This is a genomic window from Halostella limicola (genome assembly GCF_003675875.1).
GTDB lineage: Archaea > Halobacteriota > Halobacteria > Halobacteriales > Natronoarchaeaceae > Halostella > Halostella limicola.
The window spans coordinates 312,018-324,718 of record NZ_RCDI01000001.1 but is presented as its reverse complement, the minus strand read 5'-3'; the positions used below and the strand labels follow the sequence as shown (position 1 = coordinate 324,718).

The 12,701-nt window shown below is 68.3% G+C and carries 13 protein-coding genes; 6 read left to right on the top strand and 7 right to left on the bottom strand.

Features of this window, described 5'->3' with window-relative positions:
• Positions 1-256: 256 nt before the first annotated feature.
• The 3 genes from D8670_RS02785 to D8670_RS02780 all read right to left on the bottom strand — a co-directional run bounded on the left by D8670_RS02785 (position 257) and on the right by D8670_RS02780 (position 3,369).
• Positions 257-1,681, bottom strand: a complete 1,425-nt coding sequence (locus D8670_RS02785; RefSeq protein ID WP_121816582.1) for a S8 family serine peptidase — start codon at positions 1,679-1,681, stop codon at positions 257-259.
• Between the two features lie 263 nt (positions 1,682-1,944).
• A complete protein-coding gene (locus D8670_RS20585) occupies positions 1,945-2,097 on the bottom strand; it encodes a hypothetical protein (RefSeq protein ID WP_162994112.1) in 153 nt (50 codons plus the stop codon).
• 177 nt (positions 2,098-2,274) lie between these two features.
• Entirely contained in the window at positions 2,275-3,369 is a 1,095-nt protein-coding gene (locus D8670_RS02780) for an aminopeptidase (RefSeq protein WP_121816581.1), read from the bottom strand.
• Between the two features lie 147 nt (positions 3,370-3,516).
• Between D8670_RS02780 and D8670_RS02775 the strand changes: the two genes are divergently transcribed.
• Complete coding sequence (locus tag D8670_RS02775) at positions 3,517-4,536, top strand: threonine aldolase family protein (RefSeq protein WP_121816580.1); 1,020 nt, start codon at positions 3,517-3,519, stop codon at positions 4,534-4,536.
• 30 nt (positions 4,537-4,566) lie between these two features.
• Here the strand turns inward: D8670_RS02775 and D8670_RS21615 are convergent, their stop codons facing one another.
• Positions 4,567-4,695 (bottom strand): DUF7859 family protein, encoded by a 129-nt coding sequence (locus D8670_RS21615; RefSeq protein ID WP_255458918.1) that lies wholly within the window; start codon positions 4,693-4,695, stop codon positions 4,567-4,569.
• A 109-nt stretch (positions 4,696-4,804) separates the two neighbouring features.
• Between D8670_RS21615 and D8670_RS02770 the strand changes: the two genes are divergently transcribed.
• Complete coding sequence (locus D8670_RS02770) at positions 4,805-5,722, top strand: ArsR/SmtB family transcription factor (RefSeq protein WP_121816579.1); 918 nt, start codon at positions 4,805-4,807, stop codon at positions 5,720-5,722.
• Between the two features lie 250 nt (positions 5,723-5,972).
• On the opposite strand, the gene D8670_RS02765 is transcribed toward D8670_RS02770, so the two are convergent.
• Positions 5,973-6,506, bottom strand: coding sequence for a metallophosphoesterase (locus D8670_RS02765; protein ID WP_121816578.1), 534 nt, complete (start codon positions 6,504-6,506; stop codon positions 5,973-5,975).
• A 74-nt stretch (positions 6,507-6,580) separates the two neighbouring features.
• Here D8670_RS02765 and D8670_RS20580 point away from each other — a divergent pair, with 74 nt between their 5' ends.
• The 4 genes from D8670_RS20580 to D8670_RS02745 all read left to right on the top strand — a co-directional run bounded on the left by D8670_RS20580 (position 6,581) and on the right by D8670_RS02745 (position 11,868).
• On the top strand, positions 6,581-7,171 hold the full coding sequence (locus D8670_RS20580) for a hypothetical protein (protein ID WP_162994133.1): 591 nt from the start codon (positions 6,581-6,583) through the stop codon (positions 7,169-7,171).
• Positions 7,172-7,222: 51 nt separating this feature from the next.
• The gene (locus tag D8670_RS02755; RefSeq protein WP_121816577.1) at positions 7,223-8,176 is read left to right on the top strand and encodes a cation diffusion facilitator family transporter; all 954 of its coding nucleotides are present in this window, start codon (positions 7,223-7,225) and stop codon (positions 8,174-8,176) included.
• 163 nt (positions 8,177-8,339) lie between these two features.
• A complete protein-coding gene (gene ilvA, locus D8670_RS02750) occupies positions 8,340-9,557 on the top strand; it encodes a threonine ammonia-lyase (RefSeq protein ID WP_121816576.1) in 1,218 nt (405 codons plus the stop codon).
• A 139-nt stretch (positions 9,558-9,696) separates the two neighbouring features.
• Positions 9,697-11,868 carry an ATP-dependent DNA helicase gene (locus D8670_RS02745; protein ID WP_121816575.1) on the top strand — a complete coding sequence of 724 codons (2,172 nt, stop codon included), beginning with the start codon at positions 9,697-9,699 and terminating at the stop codon, positions 11,866-11,868.
• Positions 11,869-11,893: 25 nt separating this feature from the next.
• Here D8670_RS02745 and D8670_RS02740 read toward each other — a convergent pair whose 3' ends face one another.
• Entirely contained in the window at positions 11,894-12,394 is a 501-nt protein-coding gene (locus tag D8670_RS02740; RefSeq protein WP_121816574.1) for a 2'-5' RNA ligase family protein, read from the bottom strand.
• Positions 12,395-12,431: 37 nt separating this feature from the next.
• A complete protein-coding gene (locus D8670_RS02735) occupies positions 12,432-12,626 on the bottom strand; it encodes a DUF7554 family protein (RefSeq protein ID WP_121816573.1) in 195 nt (64 codons plus the stop codon).
• Positions 12,627-12,701 lie beyond the last annotated feature (75 nt).

Here is a 12,701-nt window from a genome sequence, read left to right as displayed (position 1 = left end):
GGAGCGGAGTTTGTTATGATTCGGGTAGGAGCGCCCTCGTACGACCTAGGGGGAAATTTGTGAGCGGTCCAGGATAAAAATCAAGTGAGATCGATCGTTTCGATCAGTTCGAGCGTCGCCCGTGTCGACGGTAATCGGAGGTCAACCGCCGGAAACGGCCAGTTACCGGTCACGATGCCGGACCGACCCCGGAGAGCGGTGCGGACGACGCGCACCGACTCGTTCTCTCGACCGTAGAAGCGGGGCCCGTTCGCCGCTACCGCGCCCGCCGCACCAGCCGGCGCAGGTCGAGGTGTCCCGCGCCGTGGTACAGCTCGCCGCCCGGTGCGTCCCGCGCGGTCTCCCGGATCAGGGTTTCGACCTCCTCGGGACTGGCGTCGGGCCGCAGGGAGCGGACGAGCGCGTACGCGCCCGTCACCTGCGGGGCCGACATCGACGTGCCGGCCTTCCAGCCGGAGCCGGGGACGGGATTACCGTCATCGTCGTACTGGACGATAGTAGAGAACACGAGGTCATAGAACCAACCGGGGACACCCTCTTCGATCGCCTCCAAGTCTGCGTCGCCGCCGGCGGCACTCACGTCAACTCCGTGCCCGTAGTTAGTGTAGAACGCGGGGGAATCGGTCCCGTCATCCAGCGTCTTCAGACTCTTGTCCTCGCGACTGTCCTGCTTGTCGTCCCAGAGGTAGCCGATAGGGCCGGTCGCGGAGACGCCGAAGATGCCCTCGGCTTCGGTCGGCATACTCATGACTCCCTCCTCGGACATGTTCATCGAGTCGTTACCCGTCGAGTTGACGATGGTCATCCCTCTCTCGTGAGCGTAATCGGCGAGACGCTCATACAGTTCCTTGATCTCGAGAAGATAGGGATACTCCTCGGGATCGTAGTGAATGTACCCGACGCTGAAATTTGCGACGTCGCAACCCTTGTCTGCGGCGGTATAAAGCGCGGCGAGCGAGTCGCCGGTCGCCCCCTCCACGCCGGAGAACACCCGGTGGGACACGATCTCGGTGTCGGGCGCGGTGCCGAGGACGCCCTCGCCGTTCGCGTTCGTCGCAGCGATGATGCCCGCGACGTGCGTCCCGTGGTCGCCCGCGCCGTTCGGCCGCCAGTCGTAGTCGTCGGTCGTGAAGTTCTCCGAGAGTTCCTCGTTGACCACGTCCGCGAGGTCGGGGTGGCCGTCGTAGACGCCGGTGTCGACGACGGCGACGCGGGTCCCTTCGCCCGTGGTCGTGTCGTGCACGACCCGGCGGTCGTCGGGGCGTTCGGTCAGGTCGTCGACGCGCTGGACCCGCTTGTCCCACTGGAGTTCGGTGTTCGTGGGCGCGCCGCTGTCCCAGGCGGGGCCGTTGCTCCCCTCGGAGTTAACGTTCCGCTCCGCGACTGGCCCTCCTTCGGGCGTCGCGTCGTGGCGATACACCGATACGTCCGGCGTCGTCGACGCCGACCCGGGTACGGCGTTCGGGTCGCCGCGCGCCGCGAGGATGTCAATGCCGTCGAGGTCGTGGACGATCTCGACGTCATCGGGCACCTCGCTCCGGGAAACCTCCCGCAGGTCGATGAGGAAGCGTCGGTTTTCCCGACTGCCTCCGCCGGCGCTGGCGGGACCGCTGACCAGCGCGGCGGCACCGACCACGCTACCCGTCGCCTTGAGGAACGATCTTCTGTTATGGTTTGACATTGCACTCCGTTCATCGACAACTTCGATAATAAATAGTTCCCTATTTATAATGAATTAGAGATAAGTTGCCGATAGTTACTAACGGATACTATCCAGATAGAATCCAGCGCGAAAATCCGCTCTATGCGTCGGAATCGTCGCGATAGACACTATACGGCGGTCGCTCCGCCGGAAAATGCCGCGATACGGGGGAGGCGGGAATCGCTAACTATGGCTGGCGATGCGTGCACGACGCGCAGGCCGAACCGGAAAAACTCGGTCCCTCAGACGAGGTTGTCGCCGACGTCCTCGAAGTCGGCGCGACAGAACGGACAGCGGTAGTTCGTCGCGAAGCCCGACGTCTGGGCGACGGTCCGGGCTTCGAGTTCGTGCATGGCGATGTTACGGCCACAGTCCGGACAGGCGACCTTCGGCATACTTCACGAACTTTCAGGCCATACACTTAACTGATCCGATGTGTGGCGAAAACGCCGCGGAGAGGTGTCAACAGTCTATAAATTGGTTCGCGGCGACTCGCTCGGATCGATAGACCGATCACCGGCAGGCGGTTTCGTGGTATTCCTCTGATCGGGAGAGACAGTTAGATCGTCGTCTCAGCCCTCGAATCCGTCCTCGAACCGGAAGGTGCCGTCCCGCTGGATCACTTCGCCGTCGACCTCGATGTAGGAGTCCTCGCTCATGTCGACGATCATGTCCACGTGGACCGCGCTCTGGTTCTGTTCGTTATCCTCGCCGACGTTGGCGTCGTACGCGCGGCCGACGGCCATGTGGACGGTGTCGCCCATCTTCTCGTCGAACAGCATGTTGTAGGTGAACCGATCGATGTCGCGGTTCATCCCGATGCCGAGTTCGCCGAGGCGGCGCGCTCCCTCGTCGGTGTCGAGGACCTCGGTGAGGGTCTCCTCGTTCTTGCTGGCCGAGTGGTCGACGACCTCGCCGTCCTCGAACTTCAGGTAGGCATCGAGCACCTCGCGGCCCTGATGGTAGAGGGGCTTGTCGAAGAGCACCTCGCCCTCGACGGAGTCGGGCACCGGCGCGGTGAACACCTCGCCGCCGGGGACGTTGTTGCTGCAGGTGTCGTTGATGGGGTGGTTGCCGGCGACGCTCATCCGGACGTCCGTCGTGTCGCCGCTGACGATCCGGACCTCGTCGGCGCCGTCGAGGATCTCCACGAGCTGCTGCTGGAACTCGTGCTGTTCGTCCCAGTCCTTGTTGACGGCGTCCCAGACGAAGTTCTCGTAGCCCTCGGTGCTCATCTCCGCGAGCTGGGCGTTGGCGGGCGCGGGGTACTGCGTGAGCGTCCAGTTGTCGGTGAGGCGCTCGTTGAGGATGGGTCGGTGGGCCTGCTGCCAGGCGGCGTTCTGCTCGGGGTCGACGTCGCTGGCCTCGGTGACGTTCTCGTCCGCGCGGATGTGGATGTGCGCGTCGGCGGCCTCGACGAGCGCTCGCTCGTGCTCGGGCGTCTCGAAGTCGCCGTCGTGCGCGCGGAGGTACGAGCGGATGGCGCGGCCGCCCCGGTTGGTGTACTGGGCGACTGGGTTCGCCCCGACGTCGCCGATCACCTCGTGGAGGGCGACGACGAGGTCCTGGGCGACCGGTGACGCCTTGATGACGACGTCGTCGCCTTCTTCGAGTTCGAGTGCTTCGTGGACCAGGAGCGACGCGTGTTCGCGGATGCGCGGATCCATACCCGCCTCTGGTAGCGGTGCGTGCAAAACCGTTTGGTTTCCGATCGGTCGGGTGGGAAACGTTCGCCCGGCGCCGCGGCCGCCGGCGGCGACGCGTCGACAGCCCCAACCGCGGCGTATTTCCCGAACCGCCGCGAACGGCGACGTATGATCGATCTCCGGAGCGACACGGTGACGAGACCCGACGCGGCGATGCGCGACGCCGCCGCGAACGCCGAGGTGGGCGACGACGTCTACGGCGAGGACCCGACGGTGAACGAGCTCGAACGCCGCGCCGCCGAGGCGGTGGGCATGGAGGCCGCGCTGTACGTCCCGACGGGGACGATGGGCAACCAGGTCGCGATCCGCACGCACACCGAGCGCGGACAGGAGGCGCTGGTCGAGCGCGAGAGCCACGTGTACAAGTGGGAACTGGGCGGCATGGCCCAGCTGTCCGAGCTGCAGGTCCGCACGCTGGACGGCGGCGAGCGCGGGGTGCCGACGCCCGAGCAGGTCCGCGAGGGCTACGTCGCGGAGGACCTGCACCGACCCGGCACCGGCCTGCTCTGTCTGGAGAACACGCACAACAGCAAGGGCGGCGTCGCGATCGACCCCGAGAAGATCGACGCGGCGGCCGCAGCCGCACACGACCGCGGCGTCCCCGTCCACCTCGACGGCGCGCGCGTGTTCAACGCGGCGACGGCGCTCGACGTGCCGGCGGCGCGCATCACCGAGAGCGTCGACTCGGTCATGTTCTGCCTCTCGAAGGGGCTCGGCGCGCCGGTCGGGTCGATGCTCGCGGGGAGCGAGGAGTTCGTCGAGCGCGCTCGCCGCAACCGGAAGCTGTTCGGCGGCGGGATGCGTCAGGCCGGGGTCATCGCGGGGCCGGGCCTCGAAGCGCTCGACAACGTCGACCGCCTCGCCGAGGACCACGACAACGCCCGCGCGCTTGCGGAGGGGTTGGACGATATCGACGGCCTCGCGGCCCGCCCGCCGGAGACGAACATCGTCCTCGTCGAGACCGACGGGGCCGGACTGAGCGCGGAGGAGTTCCTTGCCGTCTGCGAGACCGAGGGCGTGCTCGGCGTCGAGTTCGGCGAGACGGTCGCACGCTTTTGCACGCACTGGGACGTCGACCGCGACGACGTGGAGACGGCCGTCGAGCGCGTCCGGACGGCGCTCGCGTGAGTCGGACCGCGGAGCGTCGCGCTTTCGACGCTACCGTCGCCCGTCGTCCATCCCCTCCTTGAACCCGAGCAGGGTGCGACGGAGCATCAGGTAGAAAAAGAGGATCAGCGCGAGCAACGCGCCGACGATGAGCACGATGAAGGGGTCGACGGAGGCCATGTCGCCGGGTAGTCGCGGGGCGAGGAAATAGGTTTCGACGGCGAAACGGCCGCGTAATTTCCGGTGGCGAGGGAGAAAGTTCATGCCGCCTGACTCGCATCACCGACACATGGCCGACCTCCTGCCCTCCACGTCGGACGCGTCCGCGCCCGAGGACGCGGACCCCCGGGTCGTCGGCGTCGACAGCGAGGACGCGGACGACGTCCTCGCCGCGCTCTCGTCGGCGACCGCCCGGGAACTGCTCGCGGTCCTGCACGACGACCCCGCTACCCCCTCCGAACTGGCCGACGCGGTCGACACGTCGCTCCAGAACACCCAGTACCACCTCGGCAACCTCGAGGACGCCGAGGTCGTCGAAGTCGTCGACACGATCTACTCCGAGAAGGGGCGCGAGATGAAGGTGTACGCCCCCGCCGACCAGCCGCTCGTCCTGTTCGCCGGACAGGAGGAGGAGACGTCGACGCTGAAGTCGGCGCTCTCCCGCCTGCTCGGCGGCGTCGGCATCGTCGGCGCGGCGAGCGTCGCGCTCCACCGGCTGGCCGGCGAGATGGCGGTCACCCCGCCGAGCAGCGGCGGCAGCGGCGGGAACCGCGAGGGCGGCGCGGTCGGCGGCGACGCCGACGGCGGCGAGTACCTCACCGGGGACGACGCCGACCCCGGCGGCCCCAACCAGACCAACGGCGGCGAGGCGACGGAGACGGCGACCACGACCACCACCGAGAGCGGCGACGTCGGCATCATGAACGAGGAGACCACGGAGGCGACGAGGACCGCCGAGGCGACCGAGTACGCCGAGGAGGACACCGTCGCCGAGACCGCGGTCGAGACGACGCGAGAGACGGCCACCGAGACCGCGGACGCCGCCGACGGCACGACCACGGTGGTCGGCGACGCCGCGGAGGCGGCCAACGACACGGCGACCTCCGTGCTGGACCTGAGCGGGGCGATATCGCCCGGGCTGGTCCTGTTCGTCGCCGGCACGATCGCCGTGACGGCGTGGGTGTTCTTCTACTACGTCGAAAGGTGAAATAGCCGTTTGAGCTTACGCTGACTTCTTGATTGTTCCGCCGGTAGTCGCTGTTGCGGTCTCCGTGGCACCCTGCCCTCCGCACAGCCCTCCGCGCCGCGGCGGTCGGCCCTCCGCGCCGCGGCACTCCGCCGTCCGAAGCGGCCTCGACCGCCGCGACGGCCCCACGCTGTCCGCATCGGCCCTCCCGACCACGCAACCGGCTTCGCCGGCCGACAGCCCGCCGGCGACCGGATCGCCGCGTCGAACGCTATTCTCCGGATCCCGCGTCCCCGACCGCATCGACCTCGAACCGCTCGACGACCGTTCCGTCCGGTTCGAGCAGTCGCCCGCGAGCGCCGCCGTCGCGCGGCTCTAGCTCCGCGTAGCCCGGCCTGTTGCCCCGCGGATCGGCGTAGCTCCCCGGGTTCAGGAGCGTCACGTCGCCGGCGCGGGTCACCGAGGGACGGTGCGTGTGCCCGGAGACGACGAGATCCGCGCCGCGGGAGCGGCCGAACATCGCCAGCCCCGTCGCGCCGCCGTCCCGGCGGTGGGTCAGCGCGACCGTCAGGTTGCCGGCGGTCACCGTGCGGGCCGGCGGCAGGCGCTCGCGGACCGCGGAGCCGTCCGCGTTGCCGTGGACGGCGAAGAGGCGGTCGCTCTCCGCGCGGAACGCGTCGAGCGCGGCCTCGGACGTGAAGTCGCCCGCGTGGAGCACGAGGTCGGCCGCCGCGACGGCGTCCGCCATGTGGTCGGTCAGTTCGTGGCCGGTGCCGCTGTGGGTGTCCGAGCAGACGACGATCACGGCGGTGTTTGCCCGCCCCGGCGTACCACTCTTTCGTCACAAGTTCAATAGGGGACCCTTCCCTACTGGTGCCCATGAGCGAGGAGTGGGGGGACGACGCCGAACTCCGGGGCGACGGGAGCGCGGAGCGCGGCGACGACCCGGAGACCGTCCTCGCCGCCTTCGTCGACGCGGCGCCGCGGACCGCCGCGGAGGTGGCCGACGCGGTCGACGCCCCCGCCGACGCCGTCGCCGAGGAACTCGCCGCCCTCGAGGAGCGGGGCGACCTCCGACGGACGGAGGTCCCGGTCGAAGGTGCCGACGCCGCCGAGGGGGACGACGAGACCCTGTCGCTGTGGTACCTGCCGGCCGAGACGCTCCGGGAGCGCGCGTCCGAGGGCCTCGCGGAGGCCGACGACGACGTCGACCGCGCGCTCGCCGAGATGGCGGTGCCCGGCGCGAGCCGGATGATGCGCGACTGGCGCCGCGACGCCGTCCGCGCCGTCGTCGAGTTCCTCCGCGAGGAGGGGCCGGCGACGGCCGCGGAGATCCGCGCGGCGGTGTACCCTCCGCACTCCGCGGGGTACGACGACCCCGACGTCTGGTGGGACTGCGTGCGACCGCGCCTGCTGAGCGTCCCGGGCGTCCACCGCGAGGACGGCGTCTGGCGCTCCGAGGAGTCCTGAGGGCGTCGGAACCCCCTACTTCTTTCATAGCGGCGGTCGCCGTTGGGAGTGATGGCAAGTAGCAAGTCGGTCGTCATCGCCGCGCTCATCGCCAACGGCGCCATCGCGGTGCTGAAGTTCGTGGGGTACCTGCTGACCGGGAGCCCGTCGATGCTGTCGGAGACGTATCACTCTATCTCCGACACGGGCAACCAGGTGTTCCTGCTGATCGGTATCCGGTTCAGCGGTCAGGAAGCGACGCGGTCGCACCCGTTCGGCTACGGGAAGGCGCAGTTCTTCTACAGCTTCCTCGTCAGCGTCTTCCTGTTCGGTATCGCCGGGTGGGAGAGCGTCAAGCACGGCTACGACGCGCTCCAGCACGGCGTCCACCGCGCCAGCGAGCCCGTCCAGTTGCTCGGTGTCACCTTCGATCCCGTCTACGTCAACTACGCCGTGCTGATCGGCGCGATACTCTTCGAGGCGTACGCGTTCAAGAAAGCGAACGACGCGATCACGAAACAGATGGACCAGCACGGGTGGAGCGGCTACCGCGAGGCGTTCCGGAAGACGAGCGACGTGACGACGCTGACGGCGCTGACCGAGGACTTCATCGCCCTCTCGGGGGCCGCCATCGCGCTGCTGGGCATCTACCTGACCCGGACGACCGGGAACTACATCTACGACGCCGCGAGCGCCGTGATCATCGGGATCATGCTGATGGGCTTCGCCCTCGCGCTGGCGTGGGAGAACAAGCGGCTCATCCTCGGCGAGAGCGTCCCGAAAGACGAGGAGCGCGAGCTCCGGGAGATCGTCGAGAACGCCGAGGGCGTCACGGACATCGTCGGCTTCCGGACGGTCTACTTCGGCACGGACCAGATCCTCGTCACCGCGGACGTCGCGTTCGACCCCTCGCTGGAGACCAACGAGATAGACGACCGGATCACGAAACTGGAGGACGACCTCATCGCGCACAACCCCGGCGTGAAGAAGGTGTACGTCGAGCCGGAGGTCGAGTCGTCGGCGTAACGGTTCCCGCCCCGTTCTCCGGGCTCGTTACGGGCGTTACTGGTCGCTGTCACGCCCTCGCCGTCAGAGCGGTTAGCGGACGCGACGGCGATGTAGCACGTGTTATCCAACCACGACTAGTGGCAAATTTTTCGCCGGTGCGTTCCGTCGACCCGTTCAGACAATGAGCGTTTCCGTATCTGAGATAAGAGAAGCCCGCGACAGGCTCGACGACGAGTCGGTCGTCCGGGAGACGCCGATCGAAACGAGCAGGTCGCTCGAAGCGGAGACGGGGGCGACGGTCCGGCTCAAGATGGAGCACCTCCAGCGGACGGGGTCGTTCAAGACCCGGGGAGCGTACAACAAACTGAAGCAGGCGACGTCCGCGCGGAGCGAAGCGACACGGGCGGTCGCGGCGAGCGCGGGGAACCACGCGCAAGGGGTCGCGCTCGCCGCCACGAAGACCGGCCTCGAATCGACGATCGTCATGCCGAAGAACACGCCGCAGACGAAGATCGACGCGACGTCGGACTACGGGGCTGACGTCGTGTTGCACGGGCACGACTTCCGCGAGGCGATGGCGCACGCGAAGTCGATCGTCGACGACGACAGCGTCTTCGTCCACGCCTACGACGACCCGGCGATCGTCGCGGGGCAGGGGACGCTCGGGCTCGAAATCGTCTCGCAGGTCCCGGACGTGGACACCGTGATCGTCCCGATCGGCGGCGGGGGGCTCATCGCGGGCGTCGCCGCGGCCGTCGACGAGACGTCGCCCGAGACGCGAGTCGTCGGCGTGCAGGCCGAGGCGGCGGCGACCGTCCCCCAGAGTCTGGACAAGGGCGAACCGCGGACGATCGACTCGGTGCAGACCATCGCCGACGGGATCGCGACCGGGGGCATCTCGGACCTCACCTACGAGATGATCGCGGAGCACGTAGACGAGGTGATCACGGTCTCCGACACCGAGATCGCCGAGAGCGTCCTGTTCATGCTGGAGCGAACCAAACAGATGGTAGAGGGCGCGGGCGCGACGACGGTGGCGGCGATGCGAAGCGATCGGCTCGACGTCCGCGACGAGGTGGTCGTCCCGGTCCTGTCCGGCGGCAACCTGAGCATGACCGACCTCCGGACGGTGCTCACGCACGGGCTCACCCATCGCGGGCAGGTCGTTCGACTGCGCGTCCACATCGTCGACCGCCCCGGCGAGATGAACCGCGTCTCGGAGATCATCGCGGACTGCGGCGCGAACATCTACGAGGTGAACCACGAGCGGTCCGTCGAGGAACTCGACGTCGGCAACGCGTACCTGCAGTTCCGTATCGAGACGAGCGGCACGGACCAGACGGACCGCATCGTGGAAGCGATCCGCGACGCGGGCTACTCCGTCACCCGTGTCAGCTGAGGCGGGACCCCGTCCCGCGCGTTCGGATGCAGGCGGCCGAGACCCGGCGTCCGGAGTCGTTCGGTCCACTCGCTGGGTACGGGATCACTTTCACCGCGGCGGCCGAGACTTTTTGTCCGGTGGCGCGAAAGGACACCGCGTGGCAGAGACCAACGGGTACATGCGGTTCTTCCCCTACGACGCCCCCTACGACAACCAGCGGGAGGCGATGGACCGCATCTACAACGCGCTCTCGCGCGAGCAGGACGTGCTCTTCGAGGGGGCCTGCGGCACCGGGAAGACGCTGTCGGCGCTCGTCCCGGCGCTTGAGTACGCCCGCGAGGAGGACAAGACGGTCGTCATCACGACCAACGTCCACCAGCAGATGCGCCAGTTCGTCACGGAGGCGCGCCAGATAACCCGGCAGGAGCCGATCCAGGCCGTCGTGTTCAAGGGGAAGTCGTCGATGTGTCACATCGACGTGGGCTTCGAGGAATGCCAGGTGCTCCGGGACAACACCTACGAGCTCGTCGACGCCGAGCGCGACGTGCGACAGCTGGAGCGCCGACAGGAGGAGCTCTTAGAAGAGAGCCAAGAGGGCAACGAGCGCGCCACCGAGGCCCGCTCCGCGGTGATGGACGAACTCGACGCCGTCGAGGCGGAGGTCGAGGACCTCGAAGAGCAGAACACCTGCGAGCACTACTACAACAACCTGACGCGGGACTCCGACGAGTTCTACGGCTGGCTGTTCGAGGACGTTCGCACCCCCACGGAGATCTACGAGTACGCTCACGAGCGGACGCTCTGCGGCTACGAACTCCTCAAGGACGGCATCGAGGGCGTCGACCTCGTCGTCTGCAACTACCACCACCTGCTCGACCCAGCCATCCGCGAGCAGTTCTTCCGGTGGCTGGACCGCGACCCCGAGGACGTGATCACCGTCTTCGACGAGGCCCACAACATCGAGGGGGCCGCGCGCGACCACGCGACGCGCACGCTCACGGAGAACACGCTGGACCAGGCGCTCGACGAACTCGACGACAGCGACGACGCGCGAGCGCCCGGCGCGGAGAACGTGATCCGGGCGTTCCGGGACGCCCTCGTCGAGACGTACGAGGACTCCTTCGGCTTCGGCGACCGGGAGCGGGTCGGCGAGGACTGGGAGGACGTTTCCGTCGCCAACGACGAGGGCCGCGACGACCTGACGCGGGCGTTCCTCCAGCAGTACTCCGGGCCGGGCATCGACTCGGATCTGGAGGCCGCCGCGAACCTCGGCCTCGAACTCGACGAGGAGTACGAGGAGGCGTACAAACGCGGCGAGACGACCACGCGGACCGAGTGCCAGACCCTCCAGGCGGCGTCGTTCGTCTCCTCGTGGATCGACGAAGGCGCCGAGCTCGGCCAGTACCCCGTCCTCTCCGTCCGCCGCGACGCGGGGACCGAGGAGGTGTACGGGCGCGCGGAGCTGTACACCTGCATCCCGCGGGAGGTGACCGGCCAGCTGTTTGATGAGGTGTACGCGAGCGTCCTGATGAGCGCCACGCTGCGCCCGTTCGACGTGAGCGAGGACGTCCTCGGCCTGGAGAGCCCGGTGAACATGGCCTACGGCCTCCAGTTCCCCGAGGAGAACCGCCGGACGTTCGCCGCCGGGACGCCGGCGCTGTTCGCCAGCGAGCGCGACGACCCCGAGACGCAGGACGTCGTGGCCGAGACGCTCTCGGACGCCGTCCGGTTCACGCCGGGGAACACGCTCGCCTTCTTCCCGAGCTACGCCGAGGCCGAGCGCTACGAGGAACTGCTCGACGTGGAGGCGACGGTGCTGCGCGACCGGCCGGGCGAGTCCGCCGAGGAACTGCGCGAGCGGTTCGCCGACAGCGAGGACGCCGTCCTCCTCACCTCGCTGTGGGGCACGCTGGCCGAGGGCGTGAGCTTCGACGGCGACGACGCCCGCACCGTCGCGGTCGTCGGCGTCCCGTACCCGCACCTCGACGACCGGGCGAAGGCCGTACAGGACGCCTACGGCGCGGCGTACGCGGAGCGCAGCGACGACGCCGGCTGGGAGTACGCCGTCGAGATCCCGACGATCCGCAAGACGCGGCAGGCGATCGGCCGGGTGATCCGCTCGCCCGACGACTTCGGCGTGCGCGTCCTGCTCGACAAGCGCTACACCGCCGCCGCCGAGGGCGAGATGGGCAAGTACAGCGTCCACTCCTCGTTCCCGAAGGAGGAGCGCGAGGAGATGATAGACGTCGCGCCGGAGAAGCTGAAGTTCGCGATGCTGAACTTCTACCAGGGGCAGGACGCCTACGAGGACGGGCCGCCGGCGCCGTAGGGGACCGCGTCCCGGTACCGGGGTCCTAGGCGGGGAGCGAGACCGTGCTCACGGACTCGTCGTACGTCGCGTCCCAGAACTGGAGCTTCGACACCGTCCAGGAGACCCGCTCGACGTCGCGTTCGGCGAGGCGGCGGGCCGCTTCCTCGTCGCCGTCGCGGGCGAGCGTGACGTGGGGCGTGTAGTCGTCGCCTTCGAGGTTCTCGACCGCGCCGAACTGCTCGACGAGCCGTCGGTGGAGCCGGCGGAGGCCGGGGCTCTCAACGGACAGGTAGACGACCGGGGAGGAGCCCGACGGCGGGTCGGTGAAGTAGTCGATGCCGGTGACTTCGACCTCGACGGCGGGGGCGTTCGCGAGCGCGCGCCGCGCCTCGTGCTGGACGTGGCCCGCGTACTCGGGGGTACCGAGGCGTTTCACCAGGATCGAGTGACGCTCCCGGAGGTGGTCGAAATCGACCAGCTCCGGATGCATCTCGGAGGCGAGCCGGGAGACTCGTCCGGGGACCGGGGCGTTGATGCTGAACACGGGCGGTCTAGGAGGTCGCCTGTCAAATGGGTGCCGATCAGAGACGGTCGAGGAGCCAGAGGACGACCAGGATCACCGCGAGCAGCGTGATCACGGGCCGGAGGGGGCCGAGAACGGCGAGGAGACCGCCGACGAGGAACTCGACGATTTCCAGGACGAGCAGGAGGGCGAGGAGACCGAGCACCACCTTCAGTAGCGTCTCGACCTCGACGTCACCGCGGGAATCGAGCATGCGCGACCGTTCGGTCCAGATAGATAAATACTCTGTGGCTATCGGGACGACAAGATATTTCCCCGTGCCGTCGAC

What these genes read in the sequence shown, in the direction of transcription:
- D8670_RS20585 (WP_162994112.1), bottom strand. Translation starts at nt 2,097, where the DNA reads ATGCCGAAGGTCGCCTGTCCGGACTGTGGCCGTAACATCGCCATGCAC.
- D8670_RS02775 (WP_121816580.1), top strand. Translation starts at nt 3,517, where the DNA reads ATGATCGATCTCCGGAGCGACACGGTGACGAGACCCGACGCGGCGATG.
- D8670_RS20580 (WP_162994133.1), top strand. Translation starts at nt 6,581, where the DNA reads ATGAGCGAGGAGTGGGGGGACGACGCCGAACTCCGGGGCGACGGGAGC.
- ilvA (WP_121816576.1), top strand. Translation starts at nt 8,340, where the DNA reads ATGAGCGTTTCCGTATCTGAGATAAGAGAAGCCCGCGACAGGCTCGAC.
- D8670_RS21615 (WP_255458918.1), bottom strand. Translation starts at nt 4,695, where the DNA reads ATGGCCTCCGTCGACCCCTTCATCGTGCTCATCGTCGGCGCGTTGCTC.
- D8670_RS02735 (WP_121816573.1), bottom strand. Translation starts at nt 12,626, where the DNA reads ATGCTCGATTCCCGCGGTGACGTCGAGGTCGAGACGCTACTGAAGGTG.
- D8670_RS02780 (WP_121816581.1), bottom strand. Translation starts at nt 3,369, where the DNA reads ATGGATCCGCGCATCCGCGAACACGCGTCGCTCCTGGTCCACGAAGCA.
- D8670_RS02785 (WP_121816582.1), bottom strand. Translation starts at nt 1,681, where the DNA reads ATGTCAAACCATAACAGAAGATCGTTCCTCAAGGCGACGGGTAGCGTG.
- D8670_RS02755 (WP_121816577.1), top strand. Translation starts at nt 7,223, where the DNA reads ATGGCAAGTAGCAAGTCGGTCGTCATCGCCGCGCTCATCGCCAACGGC.
- D8670_RS02770 (WP_121816579.1), top strand. Translation starts at nt 4,805, where the DNA reads ATGGCCGACCTCCTGCCCTCCACGTCGGACGCGTCCGCGCCCGAGGAC.